This window comes from Rhizobium sp. CB3060, assembly GCF_025200735.1.
Lineage (GTDB): Bacteria > Pseudomonadota > Alphaproteobacteria > Rhizobiales > Rhizobiaceae > Rhizobium.
Genome location: NZ_CP104158.1, coordinates 2,616,887 through 2,633,991, shown reverse-complemented (window position 1 = coordinate 2,633,991; position 17,105 = coordinate 2,616,887). Strand labels below are relative to the sequence as shown.

General features: G+C 52.8%; 19 protein-coding genes. 5 read left to right on the top strand and 14 right to left on the bottom strand.

Features of this window, described 5'->3' with window-relative positions; translation table 11 throughout:
• The first annotated feature begins 30 nt into the window (after positions 1–30).
• Positions 31–276 carry a DUF6429 family protein gene (locus N2601_RS12795; RefSeq protein WP_260303130.1) on the top strand — a complete coding sequence of 82 codons (246 nt, stop codon included), beginning with the start codon at positions 31–33 and terminating at the stop codon, positions 274–276.
• Here the strand turns inward: N2601_RS12795 and tnpC (N2601_RS12790) are convergent.
• From tnpC (N2601_RS12790) to N2601_RS12745, 10 genes are all read right to left on the bottom strand, one after another.
• Positions 245–1,888: an IS66 family transposase gene (gene tnpC / locus N2601_RS12790; protein ID WP_104822826.1), complete on the bottom strand. Its 1,644-nt coding sequence runs from the start codon at positions 1,886–1,888 to the stop codon at positions 245–247. The genes N2601_RS12795 and tnpC (N2601_RS12790) overlap by 32 nt on opposite strands.
• A gap of 47 nt (positions 1,889–1,935) precedes the next feature.
• On the bottom strand, positions 1,936–2,286 hold the full coding sequence (tnpB, locus tag N2601_RS12785; RefSeq protein WP_104822825.1) for an IS66 family insertion sequence element accessory protein TnpB: 351 nt from the start codon (positions 2,284–2,286) through the stop codon (positions 1,936–1,938).
• Entirely contained in the window at positions 2,283–2,711 is a 429-nt protein-coding gene (gene tnpA, locus N2601_RS12780) for an IS66-like element accessory protein TnpA (protein WP_104822824.1), read from the bottom strand. The genes tnpB (N2601_RS12785) and tnpA (N2601_RS12780) overlap by 4 nt, the downstream gene beginning before the upstream one ends.
• A gap of 91 nt (positions 2,712–2,802) precedes the next feature.
• A complete protein-coding gene (tnpC, locus tag N2601_RS12775; RefSeq protein WP_104825542.1) occupies positions 2,803–4,401 on the bottom strand; it encodes an IS66 family transposase in 1,599 nt (532 codons plus the stop codon).
• 44 nt (positions 4,402–4,445) lie between these two features.
• A complete protein-coding gene (tnpB, locus tag N2601_RS12770) occupies positions 4,446–4,799 on the bottom strand; it encodes an IS66 family insertion sequence element accessory protein TnpB (RefSeq protein ID WP_104825480.1) in 354 nt (117 codons plus the stop codon).
• Positions 4,783–5,217, bottom strand: a complete 435-nt coding sequence (tnpA, locus tag N2601_RS12765) for an IS66-like element accessory protein TnpA (protein ID WP_104825481.1) — start codon at positions 5,215–5,217, stop codon at positions 4,783–4,785. The genes tnpB (N2601_RS12770) and tnpA (N2601_RS12765) overlap by 17 nt, the downstream gene beginning before the upstream one ends.
• 430 nt (positions 5,218–5,647) lie before the next feature.
• A complete protein-coding gene (locus N2601_RS12760; RefSeq protein ID WP_260303129.1) occupies positions 5,648–6,634 on the bottom strand; it encodes a DUF2971 domain-containing protein in 987 nt (328 codons plus the stop codon).
• The gene (locus tag N2601_RS12755; protein WP_260303128.1) at positions 6,582–6,965 is read right to left on the bottom strand and encodes a hypothetical protein; all 384 of its coding nucleotides are present in this window, start codon (positions 6,963–6,965) and stop codon (positions 6,582–6,584) included. Before N2601_RS12755 ends, N2601_RS12760 begins: the two co-directional genes overlap by 53 nt.
• Before the next feature lie 279 nt (positions 6,966–7,244).
• Entirely contained in the window at positions 7,245–7,520 is a 276-nt protein-coding gene (locus tag N2601_RS12750) for a hypothetical protein (RefSeq protein ID WP_260303127.1), read from the bottom strand.
• 70 nt (positions 7,521–7,590) lie between these two features.
• Positions 7,591–9,111, bottom strand: coding sequence for a hypothetical protein (locus N2601_RS12745; RefSeq protein ID WP_260303126.1), 1,521 nt, complete (start codon positions 9,109–9,111; stop codon positions 7,591–7,593).
• 1,391 nt (positions 9,112–10,502) lie between these two features.
• Between N2601_RS12745 and N2601_RS12740 the strand changes: the two genes are divergently transcribed.
• Positions 10,503–11,084 carry a hypothetical protein gene (locus N2601_RS12740; RefSeq protein ID WP_260303125.1) on the top strand — a complete coding sequence of 194 codons (582 nt, stop codon included), beginning with the start codon at positions 10,503–10,505 and terminating at the stop codon, positions 11,082–11,084.
• 68 nt (positions 11,085–11,152) lie between these two features.
• On the opposite strand, the gene N2601_RS12735 is transcribed toward N2601_RS12740, so the two are convergent.
• Positions 11,153–11,701: a recombinase family protein gene (locus N2601_RS12735; RefSeq protein ID WP_260303124.1), complete on the bottom strand. Its 549-nt coding sequence runs from the start codon at positions 11,699–11,701 to the stop codon at positions 11,153–11,155.
• A 252-nt stretch (positions 11,702–11,953) separates the two neighbouring features.
• On the opposite strand from N2601_RS12735, the gene N2601_RS12730 reads away from it, so the two are divergent.
• Positions 11,954–13,813 carry an ATP-dependent nuclease gene (locus N2601_RS12730; RefSeq protein ID WP_260303123.1) on the top strand — a complete coding sequence of 620 codons (1,860 nt, stop codon included), beginning with the start codon at positions 11,954–11,956 and terminating at the stop codon, positions 13,811–13,813.
• Between the two features lie 375 nt (positions 13,814–14,188).
• Here N2601_RS12730 and N2601_RS12725 read toward each other — a convergent pair whose 3' ends face one another.
• The 3 genes from N2601_RS12725 to N2601_RS12715 all read right to left on the bottom strand — a co-directional run bounded on the left by N2601_RS12725 (position 14,189) and on the right by N2601_RS12715 (position 16,058).
• Positions 14,189–14,734: a hypothetical protein gene (locus tag N2601_RS12725; RefSeq protein ID WP_260303122.1), complete on the bottom strand. Its 546-nt coding sequence runs from the start codon at positions 14,732–14,734 to the stop codon at positions 14,189–14,191.
• 331 nt (positions 14,735–15,065) lie between these two features.
• Positions 15,066–15,398 (bottom strand): zinc ribbon domain-containing protein, encoded by a 333-nt coding sequence (locus tag N2601_RS12720; protein ID WP_260303121.1) that lies wholly within the window; start codon positions 15,396–15,398, stop codon positions 15,066–15,068.
• Between the two features lie 12 nt (positions 15,399–15,410).
• The gene (locus N2601_RS12715; protein ID WP_260303120.1) at positions 15,411–16,058 is read right to left on the bottom strand and encodes a hypothetical protein; all 648 of its coding nucleotides are present in this window, start codon (positions 16,056–16,058) and stop codon (positions 15,411–15,413) included.
• 218 nt (positions 16,059–16,276) lie between these two features.
• Between N2601_RS12715 and N2601_RS12710 the strand changes: the two genes are divergently transcribed.
• Positions 16,277–16,492: a helix-turn-helix domain-containing protein gene (locus N2601_RS12710; protein WP_311319443.1), complete on the top strand. Its 216-nt coding sequence runs from the start codon at positions 16,277–16,279 to the stop codon at positions 16,490–16,492.
• 327 nt (positions 16,493–16,819) lie between these two features.
• Positions 16,820–17,068: a hypothetical protein gene (locus tag N2601_RS12705; RefSeq protein WP_260303119.1), complete on the top strand. Its 249-nt coding sequence runs from the start codon at positions 16,820–16,822 to the stop codon at positions 17,066–17,068.
• Positions 17,069–17,105: the final 37 nt, after the last annotated feature.

Genomic DNA, 17,105 nt, shown 5'->3' with positions numbered 1-17,105 from the left:
CTTTGGGGTCGCGCGTGGTAAGCTTGCGGAATGGAGATCGACGAGGACAAAATTGACGACGCGGTGCTGGCGTTGCTATGGCTGACGCTTCACAACGAGCGTTGCGCCTGGAAGGGGTTTGAGTGGGCGACGACTGATCGCTTGTATCAGAAAGGCCTGATCGGCGATCCGGTGAACAAGTCGAAGTCACTGGTGCTGACGGACGAGGGTCTGCGCCGGTCGGAAGAGCTGTTTCGGAAACTGTTTACGCGGCAGCCGGGATTTCCATCGCCTTGATCACCTTCCACTCCCAAGGCAAGAGCTCATGCAGGCGGGAGACGGGAAGCTCGGCGATGCGGGCCAGCACGTCGGCAAGCCAGACCTTTGGATCGATGTCGTTGAGGCGAGCCGTCGTAATCAGGGTCAGCATGATGGCGGCCCGGTCGGCGCCGCGATCGGAACCGGCGAAGCTCCAATTTTTTCTGCCGCAAGCCACGCCGCGCAGGGCTCTTTCCGCCGCGTTATTCGTCATGCAAATCCTGCCGTCATCGGCGTATCTGGCAAAATCGACCCAGCGCGACAGCATGTAGTTGATCGGTTCGATGACCGGTGAGGAGCGTGAGAGGCCCTCCTGTTCCTGGCGCAACCAGGCCTCCAACTCGATGAGCAGCGGCTTGCTCTTTTCCTGGCGCACGGCAAGCCGCTCCTCGGCGCTTGTGCCGTTGATATCGCGCTCGATGGCAAACAACGCGTCGATGCGTTTAACCGCTTCCAACGCCGTCGCCGAGACAGGCCGTGCGCCTTTACCGCGGCGCGCACTGCGAGAGACGTCGGCCAGCTCGAAGAACTTCCGGCGCGCGTGGGCAAAACAGAAAGCCGGCGTCACCGGTATTTGTTTCTTCGTACGATCAAAGAGCGGATTGAAGCCATTATAGCAGTCAGCTTGCAGAATGCCTTTGAACTCGGCCAGATGTCGTTGTGGATGTTCGCCACGCCGGTCGCTGGAGGCGTAGAAGACGGCGGCCGGTGGCGACTGTCCCCCAAAGGGCCTATCGTCGCAAACGTAGGTCCAGATCCGGCCGGTGATGCACTGCCCTTTGGCGAGAATCGGGATAGTGGTGTCGTCGCCATGCAATCGCTCGGCCGCAAACACGTGCGTCTCGATGAGATCGAAGAGCGGCTTGACGGCGGCGCTGACGTAGCCAACCTGGTCGGCAAGCGTCTGGGTGGACAGATCAATTCCCTCGCTGCGGAAACGCCGGCTCTGGCGGTTGAGCGGCTGATGCTCGGAGAATTTGTCGAAGACTATAGTGGCGAGAAGGTTGGGGCCGAGAAAGCCGCGCGGTGTGGCATGGAACGGCGCCGGCGCCTGGCTGATGCAGCCGCACTCCCGGCAAGTAAACTTATCCCGGACGGTCTCGACCACCTTGAAGCGGCGTGGGATCTCCTCCAGCGTCTCGGTAGTATCCTCGCCCAGCTTCGACAGCCGTTCGCTACCGCAATGGATGCAGGCGCCAGGAGCTTCGATGACGACACGTTCCCGCTCGATATTGTCCGGCCAGGGTTTGCGCACCGGCCGCTTGCGAGTGAAGGCCCGAACGGTCTGGCTTTTGGCAGAGGCCGCTTCGGACGCAAGCTCGTCCTCGGTCGCGTCGGCGACCAGCTCTTCGAGCTGCAATTCCATCTGGTCGATCAGCCGCTGGGTGCGCTCCCGGCTCGGACCGTGTTTGTCGCGTTCCAACTTGGCGATCAGCAATTGCAGATGGGCGTTGAGCGCCTCGATGCTGGAAAGCTCTGCCTTGGCTTTGGTCGCTTCGGCCTCCGCCTGCAACCGCGCCTCGCGTTCCGCCAGCAGCGCGGCGTGGGCGCTGGCAAGATCGTCCGGAAGGGAAAGCGGTGGCAATGACATGCAAATTTTAGAGCATATTTCCTGAACAAATTCAATGAAGAAGGCGCTCAAACCCGTGTCGGACGCCAGGTTTCCTGCGGCGCCCGCCAGTCAATTCCCGACAGCAAATAAGAAAGCTGTGCGGCCGAGATCGCGACGGCGCCGCCTTCAACATTGGGCCAGATAAACCGCCCGCGCTCCAATTTTTTCGTGAACAGGCAGGCGCCTTGGCCGTCATGCCAAATTAATTTTACCAGATCACCTCGTCGACCCCTGAAGCAGAACAGATGACCGCCCAGAGGGTCATGTTTCAACACCTCCTGCACCCGAAGGGCCAGCGAAGGAAAGCCGCACCGCATGTCTGTATGTCCCGTCGCCAGCCACACCTTGACCCCCGTTCCCATCGGAAACGGGTTCATCGCAACGTCTCCAGACCACAAATGAGCCGCAGCAGGACGTCCACGTCGACATCCCGACCGACGATCACACGCCGGCCGTTCGCACTCACCACCTCCATGCGACCGGGCGCGGTGACAGAAGGCGGCACAGCGACAGTCGCCGCAGGTGGCGTATTCGCAACATTAGGCTCGGTAACAACGATCGCTGGAACAAATCCGTTCGCCGAGCGGGGGACAAGCCGTCCTTCCCGCGCGGCCCTGCGCCAGGCATTCAACTGCCAGCGCGTGATCCCATGACGCTGCGCCGTGGCCGTCACCTGTCGCGGGCCGTTATAACTCTCAGCCACGATCGCCAGCTTCGCTTCATCCGTGAAACGCCGGCGACGCCCGCTATCGACAATCTCCATCCGGCTGAAATGCCCGGTGAGATCATTCCTCAAGTCCATGTGTGAAGCACCGTCTATATTGCCGTCTATATAGACAGAGCATCGTAAGCGCGCGTTTCATTGCACGTGGTAAGCGGCTTGAAGGGGCAGCTCAGGCTGGCTGGCTTTTGAAGTTAAAGGGCAGCAGGTCGTCGATATCGACATCGTCGGGGCGCTGCGGCAGTTCGGTGAGGACGTGGCGTAGCCATGCGAATGGTTCGACACCGCAGGCGCGACAGGTCAGCATCAAGCTGTAGATGACGGCACTGGCTTTGGCCCCCTGGACTGTATCGCTAAAGAGCCAACTCTTTCTTCCAGTTGCAAAAATCCTGATGTCGCGCTCCAGCAAATTGTTGTCGATCGGCATCCTGCCGTCATCGGTATAGCGGGTCAGATAGTCCCATTGGTTGAGCGTATAGGAAACGGCATCGCCAAGCTTGGTGTCGGGCACGACCTTTGGCGCGATTTTGTCGAGCCATTCCTTGAGGGCGGAAAGAACCGGAACGCTATGTTTCTGGCGAAAGCGACGCATGTAATCGGCCTGCGTTTCGCCGTCATCGGGCTTTTCGTCCCGCACCTGCCTTTCGATCCGATAAAGCTGGTCGAAGAACTTGATGGCCTGTGCCGGCGGCCCACCGGGTTTCTTGCGCGCCTTGAGAGCCTCGACAAAGCGCCGCCTGGCATGGGCCATGCACCCGACATGCGTGGCACCTTTCAACGTGCGCCAGGCCTGATAGCCGTCACTCATCAAGATGCCGCGGTAGTCGCCAAGAAAGGCCTGCGGATGCTCTTGTCCGCGGCCGGCCTGATAATCGAACAGCACGATCGGCTGTTTACTGTCTTCGCCACTACGATAGGCCCACATGTAAGAGATGCTGGTGGGATCCTTGCCCTCTTCCTTCAGCACCTGGACTGTGGTCTCGTCACCATGGATGATCGTCTGCGATTGGAGCCGCAGTTTCAGCGCGTCATAGATACGAACGAGGTGTTTCTCGCTCGAACTGATCACCCAGTGGCCGAGAGCGCCGCGGCTGACAGGAACGCCTGCACGCTCAAAGGCCTGCGCCAGACGATAGAGCGGTGTGCCATCGACATATTTATGGACGAGCGCGAAGGCCAGCGTCGAGGCCGTGGCTATGCTGCCGGGCAAGGGCTGCTTCGGCATCGGCGCGATGACAACAGGCGTATTGATCCCGGTCCGGTCGCAGTTGCGGCATGCATATTTTGCTCGGACATTCTGCAGAACCTTCGCCTTCACCTCGATGTGAAGCTGTTCTGTGACCAGTTCGCCCATGCGGTGCATCTGATGGCTACAGCACGGGCAGACCTTCTGATCGTCGGCAAGGTCATATTCGACGCGCTGGCGCGGCAGGTTTTCCGGCAACGGCCTGCGACCAGGTTTCTTGCGTTCCGGCTTGTCGGTCTGCGGCAATCCCGTGTCCGGAAGATCGATGGTATCCGCCTCGTCGGCGAGGTCGCAACCCTCGTCCCCCTCAAGGACGCTCTGCTCGGCTTCGTTGAAGATGCGATCCACGTGCTTTTCACTACGCGGCGCAAAACGATGCAACTGCGCCAGCGCCAGCTCTTCCTCGAGCTTGAAGACGCGCTGCGCAAGGGTATCTTTCTCAGCCTTCAGCGCGGCAATCTCGGCAGCATTCGCCGCCAAAAGCGCCATCAATTCTTCAACGGTCGGGGTACCGGTTCGAGTCATCGCATTTTTGAATCTGAACCGCTCCCCTGCGTCAACCGCCAAATTCACCCGACAAATTCATATTGTCGCACCGGATGGCGAACCATCGCGTCGAGATCAATGCCGTCGAGCAGCCAGTGCAATTGCTCGGCATCAAGCGACACCACAGCCTCCTGTCGCCGAGGCCAGCGGAACTTATCTTCGGTCAGCGCTTTCAAAATTAGCACAAAGCCCGATCGATCAAAAAACAGCAATTTCATCCGGGTTCTGCGACGGTTGCAGAAGGCAAATACCGCCCGCTCGAACGGATTGAGGCCCATAGACTGCTCGACCAAAATCGCGAGGCTGTTGATCCCAGCCCTAAAGTCGATCGGTTCCCGGTGAAGATAGACGCGCAGATCATCAGCCAGCCGGAACATCGCAACGCCCCAACGCTTCGATCATCGCCGACAGAGCCTGCGCATCCGCATCTTCAAGCTCAAGCCGCACGCCGTTCGGTAGCGATGCCTTCAAGCGCATCCGTGGCGATGTCGGAGCCGACGGGGCCGGCGGTCGTCCAGTCGGCGATGCCGCAACCACCGGAACGAAGGCCGACGGCGCGCAAGGCATAACCGTCAACGCCTTCTCCGCCTGCCGGCGCTGATGCAGCTTGATCCAGTTGCGCAACTGATTAGCATTCACCCCGTACTTCAGCGCAAGCCCTGCAACCGATACCCCCGGCTCAAGGGCCGCGTCGATCAAGCGTTCCTTCTCGACCGGATCAAACCGCCGCTTGCCATTGCGAAGAACCTTGACGACCCGAAGCTCCCCTGAAATTCCCGCGCCATCCAATGTCATTGTATCCACAGTCTCCGTTGTGGACACAGATTCGCTCAACACTCCGCCAATGAACAGGTGCAGCGATTTGCGCGCTTACAGAGCATCCACACTCTCACTCACTGCACAATGCGGCCCAACTCGGATGCGTACCTCAAAGGCGGGGATAAAGGCAGAAAAGAAGGTTTGGCATTCTCTGCGGCATTCATTCGAGCAAGCCTGTCGCGATAGCCGGGTGGATAGCGCCGTTATGGACCAGTTGCAGGGACATTCACAGGGCATCCGTGAGGTCTATGGAAGCTCGTATGGTTTGGCGGTTTTGAACGAAGGCATTCAATCCATCGCCTACAACGGCTTAGACCTTACTCACGTTCGAGCGTTTGTTTCCCGACCTTAAGGGGGCTAAAACCGCGATAAACCGTTGGGTCGTCATCGTAATATTGTTGCGACATCATAAACGTAATGGCACGTCAGATACTTCAACTTTAGTCGCGGCGTTTGGTACGTTCTGCTCTTCCAAAAGGGCAATGAATTCGCGCTTGAGGTGCACAGACATTGTGCCGGGGCCGATCAAAAGCTTTCGGAAGAGGTCAGGTAGTGTGGCTCCATAGAAACCTTCGTCTGGTACATCCATTAGAGGGATTTTATAGATTCGTTGCGGAGCCTGTGAGATGACAACCCGGTCCGGCACGAGCCTTTGAGACTTTTGAAACGTAGGTTGATACACAATTCGCCATTCACGCTCTTCATGAAAGCTTGGATGTTTCGTGCAAATGATCGCGTATCGATAGGCTGCAAAAAGATTTGCAAGGATATGCTCGCGCCCGAGCCCTTCCAAGAATTCAATGTTACCGATGACGTTCTTTACGACTTGCTCGTATTGCTCAAGAAATTGTGCGGGGGATAGATAGGCAACCGGGCTGGTGTAGGCGCCAAGTGCGTCTGATGGACGAAGAAAAGGACCGCTATTTAACACGAATGCGACCGGGTTTGCGCCTGCACCGTAGGCGCGCCACATGGAAAGCCTGCCCATCTGCTCTTCGTTTGGCAACTGCTCCGTCAAACAAGTGATGTAGGTCTCCTGTTCAAAGTGCGGTATCCACGAATTGACTAACCCGACAAGGTGCTCAGTAAATCCTGGAAATTTTCCGTCCAGTACCCTCGCCAATTCTCGTGCTGAATCGCTCGTCAGCGCATTAGCAAGGCAAGTCTTTCCGTGCTGTATCTCGGAGCTATCGTTCATCCAGGTAACATTCCTCATCCATACCGATCCGTTCCGGATCATGGATTCGGCGGCTGCACTGCTGCAATAATGGACAAATGGATGCCGCGTACTCAGCGCCTCAATAGTTTTGTTGAAGGCATATGGATAAAATATTTGGAAGCTACGAATTTCTTCCGCCGTAAACGATAGCTCTTCTACCAAGGATTGAAGCATCAAATATCTCAGTTCGCGCGTTTTGTTGTGGCAATTTAGCCGAGCGGTTCGAAAAGTGCGAGAGGCTTGCAGATTTGGGCACAAGCTTCGATACAGCGCCACCATCCGGTCGCCCTGCCTCGTTGATGTAGTCGTCTACTTCGAGCACATCCTGATTGGCGCGCCAAGCCCGCTCTCCCTCTCCGTTCTCCTTGGGTTTCTGGCGTGGAAAGCCCAAGCGATCGCCGACTGCTTCACCAAAGGCAAGGGTGTCGCCAATCCACAGTGACGACTCTAGGCGCCCACGAGAAACAAAATAAGGGGCTTCATCGCCCCTTTTTGTTTTGCTCATCGGTGGACAAATTGACCGCCTTCGGTCTGAGGTTTACAAGCTCTTGCAAGCGAATTGAGCGCCATTGTACCCCCCTTGCGCAGGGGGTCAGGCACCCATATACTGCGTAGCAGTTAGCAGCACCAACCGATTTTTTTGGTGAAAGGTGACTGCTATGAACCATCCCCCCGAATTTAAATTCAAGTTTGGCTTCATCGAATTGTCAGGCAACGGCTGGCTAGGCATTATCGCTGCCGCAATTCTAGGTGCGCTCGTACTGTACCTTCACTTTGGCTAGGATCAGTTCCCGGGACTTGTCGCTGCCCGGAGACTGTCAACGGACTTGGCAAATTCGTCATTGCTTTGCCGTTCAAGCTCATCCGTGTTCTTGGGTGTGCTGAAGTCGATTGCATCAATCGCTTCCCACTCGACAACGAAATCAGCTTCCGTCTTTTTGACCGCATCAGAATAAGCCGTGGTGGCTTCCTGAAGGCGATTTGCATCAGCCTTAAGCTGATTGATGGTTTGATCCTGTTGCTCAACAGCGGTCGTTCGTCTTCGTGGCGACGATTGCATAGACTCCGGCGATGAGTGGCGGAGCAGGAAAGCTAATCATGCCATTATGTATGAGAAAAGCTCTCTCGCGTCACAGCGTCATTTCGATAGAGGCTGCGGCTTTCTTTGCTGCCCTACTTTTGCGCTGCCGTTCAGCGGCTTCGGTGCGCTTCTGGTCGACACTCTTGTTCTTCTTGTCGCTACGAGTCTTACGGGGGCGCTTTGTAAAATCGATTGGAAGCGGCTTAGATTCAGCGCAGCCTAAAATTCGTTGGATGTAAGCCGCCGCGCCTTCATCAGGGGCAACCAAGATAATCGGGTTGTCGCTGTCCTTGTTGCGAAGGCTGGTACGTCCAAGGAACTGCAAAACCATCTGGTAGCACAGCGCTTCCTTGGCTTGCTCTTTGGTGATTTCGTAGAAAGCGGAAAGCCTGTCATTGGTGATAGGATCAAAATTGATGCCTGCCAAAAACACACCCATGTCATAATCTTGAAGGTGGTTCCATCCGTGGGGGTTGATGATGACGCGCTTACCGTAGCCTTCACACTGGCATTGCTCATTCTTGCCAAGGCAAGGACATTCGAGCTTCCAACTATAGCGCTTTACCTTGTCGGGTTCATTGGTGCAGACGATGTGTTTCTTTCCCGGAAACATGTCGCCAAGGCAATCGGCAACGTGGTCGAGAAACATTTGATTTCCCACATCGCGGTTGCCGCCGCCAAGGCGCTTGAAGAAGGTCTTGGACAGGTTTGGAACCGGGGCATGATAAAGCTCAACCTTCGGGGCTTTCCGGCTTAGGTAGTCATTGTCGAGGCGGGACTCGATCCATTCATTGGACTGAAAATCAACGTCCTTTGCCCACATCAAACCAAGCATGGTTTTGTCAAATTCAGCCGATATGAACAGGGTGTCTTTATAGCCATTCACGATGGTTGAATGCATGAAGATCGTGAATTGCAGAATCACCTTCTTGTACTCCGCGAAGGCTTCCCCGGATGCAGCTTTATCGAAGCTTTCTCTATCGACAACCACCCGGTAATTCCCATTGTTGGCAAACCAACCAAGCTCTTGCGCCTTCTTGCCGAATACAGTGAAATCCGACCCTTCATAGTCCTTGGCGTCTTCCACCATGTCTTCCGTCACATCAGACTGGACAAGCTCGTAATATCCGTCAACGTCCGGGGTCTCTTGCACCGATAGCCGTTGAAGGTCTTCCGGGCTTTTGAATTTGATCCTGATGGTTTGGATAGGCGAAACAGCTTCGTCATGGATCAGAATACGATTGAAAGTTTTCGTCTTCGCGTTCAGCGCAATGGAATGATGGACGATCAGAACGCCTTCATAACCCGCTTCACACTGGCGAGCATATTCTTCCGATGCAGAGCGAAAACCTTCATCTTGAGAGATGACAAGGCAGGGAATGCCATAGCCTTCGAGCAGGTCACGATACATCCGGGAAAGCCCATTGGTGGGCGTTGCAATCGTTGTCGGGACAAGGCAACCCATGTTCTTTTCAACAAGGTCATCAAGCCATTGAAGGGCTGTCAGTGTCTTGCGCGAACCGATATTGCCCGACACTTTTTGAATAGTCTTTTTGTTCTGGAAATTCATTAAAGTAGCCTCAAGTAAAATAAAAAAGGGAGTTAGGTCCGGCTTGGAAACGACCTAACTCCCTGCTTTCTATTCACGAGGCATTGAGCATTAGAACCGACTTAACCGACCTTGAAGAGCAAGATCGAGTTCCCAAGCCGATTCCTTTTCTTCATGTTTTCATTTAGTGAAATCCTTCCCGCTAAAACGCGTGATTCAAAGAAAAACTTCAATGTTTCGGGAATTATTTTCGGTTCGGAAGGATTTTGATAAGGACATGCGACAAAGCGCTAAGTGTCTCTTAAAATGATGTCGCAATTATACCGAATATCATCCCAATTGGCAAGGATAAATTTGACAACACCAGTCAGAATAATTCGTTTTCACTATGAATTTCTGACGATTGTACTGCGTTAGATAGTGTCACGTTTGCGGCACTTCATCATAACAGTGCCTGTCACAGAGATAACCTGTAATATACTCTTTACGGGATAAGTGTGTGACATCTTGTTGTTTGAATCCATGGGATATGAATCGATAAAGGAATCTCAAATCACTAGCCATGGATGACCACGAGCAAAGCGAGTGGGCAATCCCGTTCACGAGCGTAGCGAGGGAACGCCTCCAATTCCATTGGCAATCAGTAGGGTTTCAGTTTTAAATGGATTTACTACCAATCGCCATTTCGATTGACAGAGTTTTCTAGTGGTTTAAAATATTCTTTATTCAATCAATATTCTACCAATCGCTAATGATTTCTAGCTGTCATTAGGATCGCCTATCAATAAACTAGATTTTCTTATCGGTATTCAGACCAATCGCTATCGCTATCCTACCAATTGCCATCTCGACTGACAAAATACCCCATGGATTTTAGATTGTTGATCAACCATTACCATGTTCGCCTGATAAATCCTGCTGGATAACTGAAGGATACCTGTAGCAATCCTGCCAACACCTATGGATCGCTAGCCTCAACTGTATCCAACTGGTTTCGACTGGATTCCGCTGGTGTTCTCTACCGACATCTGGAAAGGCAACAAGAGTGATCAACCTATACCGAAGGATTTCCATCCGACATCGACGGAATGGCTATGGTCTTATGGAGTGTCGCAAACATGACCGAGCGCTAGCGCTGAAGTGCCGCAAAGACAGACACGAGCAACGTTACATTATAACGCCAGAACAAAGTATGGGCATATATTCCTATCCGATAAATAGCGTTCCGTCGCCGAACCCACACATCTTGCCGGGATCACGTTTTCCGCCCGCCGCGCTCAGTCGCCCGCGAAACCGCCGAAATCGCTCAAAATCCATCATTTAATGGGTTAGTCCGCCTGTCCGCCGATCCCTGTTGTACTTTTCGGCTGTTCACCACTATCTGCCGTTGAACATCAAAAATCGGGGATAGAATGGATCAGCGCAGGAAGACCAAGACATTCGGACTGAAATCACCGACAGACCTGCATTATAAGCTATTATTCGACATTGAACGGCTCAAGAAGGCGAACTTGCAGAATGAGGCAAGGTACGCCGCAATCGATTGCGCTGTTGATGCGTGGCATCTCGTTGATTGGGTGCTTCATCGTGACCAAGTCGATGATGCCAATTTCACGCGGCTTACTGGTGGCAGAAAACGCAAAGAGACCAAGCCAGAGCGGGACCAGTTCGACGGCAAGACCGTTGAGGCAAACTTTGCTGATGCGCAAGAGCATCGCCTTCCCGCCCTGAAATTCTGCCGCATCTTGGCGAACAGCGTAAAGCACCGTGAAATTCGAAAAGACTCTATGCCCGAACTATGGAGCGGATCGAGCTACAAGCTGACGTGGGAAACGAGAGATGGGGAACGTTCGCTAAAAAGCCATACCCTGTTTGTGTATGTTGGATACGAGGGCGAAAAACACCACGCTTTTGACCTTTTCGAAAAGATGGCGGACCAGTGGCGCACGTTCCTTATTGAAGAAGGGCTATTCGAACCAATTCCGGCTGCATGAAGCTCTTTGATCCTGTCGGCACAGATGGCGGATTTCCTGCACTTGTAGACGCCTTTGCGCTCGGTCTATCAGGCGGTGAGTGCCCGGTAGACTGTTGCCTTGCTAAGTCCGGTCTTTGCCATGATTTCCCGGATCATCAGCCCTTCGGTTCGCATGGTGCGGATGTTTTCGGCTACATCTCCCGTTGCCTTGGGCTTGCGCCCGAACCGCGTTCCAACAGCCTTTGCTTTGGCGATGCCATCTGCCTGTCTATCGGCTCGAATAGCTGTTTCGAATTGAGCGAATGCTGCCAACATGGTCAGCATGAATTCGCCTTCCTTCGATGTCGTGTCAATGTTCTGATCAAGAACCCGGAACTGAACTCCCTTGTTTTTAAGCCGTGTGTAGATGTTCAGCAGATCGGCGGCAGAGCGCGCCAGACGATCGATTTTGGTGATGCAGAACACGTCGCCTTCTCGAACGAAATCCAACGCCTTCTGTAGCTCAGGGCGGTCGGTGTTAGTGCCTGACTTCTTCTCTTCGTAGAGACGTTCAACACCAGCATCCAAAAGCTTTTCCCGCTGCACTTCAAGCTTCTGTCCTGCGGACGATACGCGGGCATATCCAATAGTTGCCATGTCTCGAAACTCCTAGACTTTCCCTGTCGCAGTTATGAGACATAAAAAGAGACACGTCAACGGGCGGTGTTGAGACGGTCGCAAGATGTTTACTTTGTGAGACGCCACCACATTGCGTCGGTGATCTCTAGGCTGATAGTCTTGCGAAACTCTCACGAAGACAACAACAGTGTTGCAAGTCCGATCACCTAAGCCATTATTCGCTCACTACCTCTTCCAGCGAAATTGATGCTGGCACAATCAGGAAGCGCCATGCCGACCTTAAACCGCTTTAGGATAAAGAATTTCAGGGGCATTCAAGATGCTGAGATTAACATTGACGTCCGGAAAAAATCAGATGTGGTTACACTGATTGGCTTGAACGAGAGCGGGAAGACAACCATCCTAGAGGCGCTTTCACATTTTTCGACCGGCGACCGGACTATCGCAAATCTTGTGGGCGCGCTGGAACAGAGTGAACATTTGCTGTCATTGATTCCAATCGACAAAAGAGCCGCCTTTAATGGAGACATTAGAATAGAAGCAGAATTTGGGTTCGAGCCCGCAGAATTCGACAAATACGTCGCTAAAGTTGGCTCCGCAATGGGTATTCATACTTCTATTGGAAAGCCTGTGAAGAAAATAAGAGTAGAAAAGGCGTTTATATACAAAGACAGCGAGTATCAAAAGCAAGTAAACTATTGGGGCGGGATAACTTTTCAATACAAGAAAACAAAAAATGGAAAGCCTGTAGACGTTACATCTAAAGACGAGGCTTGGCTTCGAGTCGCAGATTTAATTGAAAAAGACTTGTATGAAATACTCTATTTTCCTACATTTATAGTCGACATGCCCTCAAAGATATACTTGCAGAAGCATTCGGATGAAACTCCAATCAACCTTTATTATAGGACTGTATTAAGCGACGTGATTGCAAGTATAGGGGAGGGTCTAGACCTAGAAAAGCATGTTCTCGCGCGGCTTAACACCCACCGTGAGAAGGCAAATTCCTCTAATTGGTTTCAGGACTTTTGGGCGGGGCCCGAGCGAAAAATCGTGGACGCGGTGTTTCACAAGGTCCAACAAGTGATCAACCGGGAGGTTATCGGTAGCTGGGAAAAGGTGTTTAATCACCCGGTCCGGTCTCGCAGCGTGAAGGTTGAGTGGGGTGTAGATACAGCACGAAACGATATACCGTTTGTATCCTTTGGAATTTCCGACGGACACTCTGTCTTCTCGGTTCACGAAAGATCATTGGGGTTTCGTTGGTTTTTTTCGTATCTTCTATTCACACAATTTCGCTCAAAGTCTGGAAAGAAAACTATCTTTCTTTTCGATGAACCTGCCGCAAACCTTCACGCGAAAGCTCAAATGCAGCTAATGGACAGTATTGCAAGGATTGTTAAAGGCGGAAATAAAGTCATCTACTCCACCCATAGTCCGCATATGATTAATCCGTCATGGCTATCAGACGCCGTTATTATTGAGAATCAAGCAGTGAATGTGGAGGCCGGTGACGACATCTTCGCCATGGACACTAAACCCACGGATATTAAGGCTACAGGTTATGGTAAGTTTGTAAGCGAGTACCCGGAAAAAACAACCTATTTCCAGCCCGTTTGGGAAAAGCTCCTTTACGAAGCGCCTCCTGTAATAGGAAGCGGACCTTTTCTTTGTGTCGAAGGAATCAGCGATTTCCATTTTCTCTCGTATGTAAAGCAGCATACCTTTCAAGCAGCTAGCTTATCAATCATCCCCGGCGTTGGCGCTGGAGGCTTTTCAGCGACGCTGCCCTCCCTGTATGGGATGGGAGCAAAATTCGTGCTGCTTTTGGATGATGATGTGAAAGGACGGGCTGAAAAACAGCGCTATATTGATGAAGGTATAATTGCTTCAGATCAAGTCTTCACGTTAGCGGATGTTTCCCAGGACATGCTTGGTATGAAGCTTGAGAACCTTCTCAGTGCGTCTGTCCACAAAATAACGGAACGTTTTAATGGCAAGTCAAGCAAGCGGCACGTTGCTATGTACCTTGCAGAGGCTAATGCGGCGGGCGACAATGGAATGCTCGACGAGCAAACAATTGCCGAGGGAGGAAAGATTTTGAACTGGTTCTTATCACTGGTGAGTTGATATCAGATTGCCATTTTGCTCGGCATGCTCAAATGACGACTTCGAAGCGTGCTCCATTGGAAGTGGAAGATCGAGCACGAGACCGTCAGTCTCAATCTGAACGGAGCCCTGCAGACAAGAATATGATTGGCAATTTTAAGCAAGCTGTAGCGTTAATCGTCGCTTGCTAATGATGGCTGAGCCTATGCGCAACTGGCGGAGGAAGGCTTGGGGTAAGGAGCATAACTAAACGAATGACCGGCACCGATGCCGGTTTTTTCGTATCTGGTGGCAACTCCCCTTCGCCCGCTCTTTATAGTTCACAGCAAGTGGCAAACTGCGCCGGCGGGCAGGGCGGGATCGATGGAAGATGCTTGACTGTGCGCTCCGAAAAGATCAGTGGCCCCTTGCCTTATTAACGCCTGCGATAACATCTCCTGAGCAGGTCTCATCCCCCTTGGAAGCCAAAGCATCCCCCGCGATCCATCTTCCATCATTGAAAACAAAAGATTCGAAGATGCAGCTTTCCCATGAGCTGTCTGTATACCACCGCATGACCATCAAGTTGCTGTGACGGTCGAACTTTAGCTCAAGCCCCTGATTGTTTTCGCCGCCCCTTGGAAAGCTGTATAGCTGCCCCGTTCGATTACTGGCTACGACGACGTTCGTGCAGCCAGAACCGCATCCAAACTGAGCGACGGAATACTCGCCCGCAAACGTCACACCGGCTTTCATCGCTTCGGTTATGCGGGTTTTGAAGAGCGCGAAGTCCTTATCGCGCCCTTTGAAATCCGGGAGGCTTAGCTTGCCTTCATAGACCGCATCGACACGATGGACGGCAAAATCAAAGCTATCGGCAGCTTGGGCGACACCTTGCGAAAATGCCGCCAGCACACATGCCATTCCGAGCGCTTTAAGTATCCCCAATCCAATGCTCTCCATCACTGTTAGCCGCACTCGTCACACGGCGGTTTTGGCTCCTTGTTTCTAAGAAGCCTTTTCATATCTGATTGGTTGTGCGTTTTCGGATTAACAAGGCAATCAGAGTTGCTCTCGACGGAGAAATATTCCTTTTGGGGAGAGACCCACGTTCGGACGCACTGAAACTCCTCTTCCGAACCTGCGGTATCGGTGTTCCAGTAGCAGCGCGTCTTTACCATGTGGTGTTGCTTGACGTATTTCTGAACATCGCTCTCTGTCAGGCATTTGTCCTGCGAAAAGCTTGCCGTTGCACTACCCAAAGTAAGTGCTGCAATAATAAGAACTCGCTTCATTACGCCGCCTTCGGTCGTGTAAACAGTACGAAAAGTCCGAGGACGATATCGCCGATTACCCAGATGCCAACGATCATGGCGGCTCCAAGGGTTGTACCGATGGCGGCACCGGCTTGCTCAGCGCCGTTCAAGCTTTCGTATCCCTTAGTTGCGGCATTCATCCCGCCGACCAGCCACACGAACATCAGTATATTGAACAAAACAAATGACCATTTGAACAGCTTCCCGAAGAAACCGCGCTTCGGCTTACGAAGCTGCGTACCACAACTCGGGCATTTGAAAGCAGTATTACTTACGTTATTATTGCATTCCGGGCAGTTAATCATTGCCATTACGAAAATCTCCTATTGCTTTGAAATTTTGCTAAACTGAAAAAGGAACTCAGGTGCGGTCATAGAACCGTCGATGGTCACGCTGGTCTCCAGCATTCCGTCCTGATCGGATGGAATGAAGCTGCCGGAGACGATCACGGGGTCACCGACCGACATATTCATGAGAGCCGCGTAGAGCGGCGTCCCTTTATCGATCATGGTCCGGTGGATCACATCGCTAAAGCTGTTGTTCCACGTCATAACATCGACATCCGATGCGAGACGTACGGTGATGATCGCCTTGCCTTCGGTATTGGTCTCCAGATTACGCAGCGTCCCAGCCCAGTTTTCGACGGTGAGCCGCGAGGCAAGCGCCTTTAAAATCGCGGCTCGTCGCTCATCACGTAAAGCGCTTTGCTGAAGCTCGTTAGAGGCGGAACGGAAGCGCTCCTTGTAATCTGCTACCACGGCGAGGAAGTCGCGTTGGCTCGCCGGAAGAGGGCTTTGCTTGCTGGCAGACGCCATCGGCGTTCCCGACGTGCTCGTCGTCTTATCACTCGGTTTGTTCGCCCCGGCGACAGCTCCAATCACGACGAAAGCTAGAAAAACGCCACCGACCCATTTCAGAGCGCCAGATCGCTTGCGCCGTGCGCCGCAGTGCGGGCACGCCTTCGCACTCACCGAAATCTGCTTTTGGCAGGTTCCGCACTCGGTCCATAAACTTTTAGATTTCAATTTATCCCCCAAAACGCCTACGGCTGGTTGTCGCGAAAAATAATACCAATCTGCTATTTTGGGATAATTGGTTCTTACGTATATTTGAAGTCCCCAATTAGAAAATTGGGGCCTTTTTTTTGTCGAAATCGCTAAGTTCGGCGGAGCACAAGCAACTGATCCAGATGATTGCGCGCATGCGGCACGCGGCGGGCTATACGCAGGAGTACGTTTCTAAAGCCATCGGGCATCACCAGTCCTACATGGCTAAACTGGAGACCGGTCAACGCCGCCTAGACGTCGTTGAGTACATAGCTATCGCTAAGGTTATTGGCTTTGACCCGGCAGCGGAGCTTCGCGTTTTAGCCGCCCAATTCGATTTGGCATCGTTCCGGGGGTAGATCGTGGTTAGATACGACTACCTTGTCGGGCTGAATTCCCCGCTATGAAATCTGCGCCGACCACAGACGATGAAAAAGTCATCATGAGTCATCTTTGGCTTGGTGTCGTGAACGGGCAATGTCGTATCGATGTGATCGAATATATTGCTTTAGCTGAAGCAATAGGCTTTGATGCCGCTGATGCATTGCACCTCTTGATCTCCAACATACGCGACTCCCGAACCTAACCAAATCTGCATGCTTCGGGGGAGGCGTCGCGCAACGTTCGGCTGTATGTGTCGTTCTCGACATCGGTGGCACCCCGCAGTCCAAGCATTTTGGCTTCAAATGAAAATCAATCTGAATATTGAAAGCACTAACAGTGGTGTGCGTGTGGTCGCGACTGGCGACTACGTGGACACTATCGAAACGACACTCGTTCCGCGTGAGCGCATCGGCAGGTTCGTTGCCGATCTGATCCTCGACCGCGTTTATCTCAGAGGTGCGCAGATTGTCATTAATGATGCCGTCGCCTTCGAAGTGTTCGATGCCAATGATGACTTTGACGATTTCGTAAAGCTCATCGATGCCGCGTGAGACAGGCCCGCGTTAAGCGGTGGCGGCTTGCTAGAGC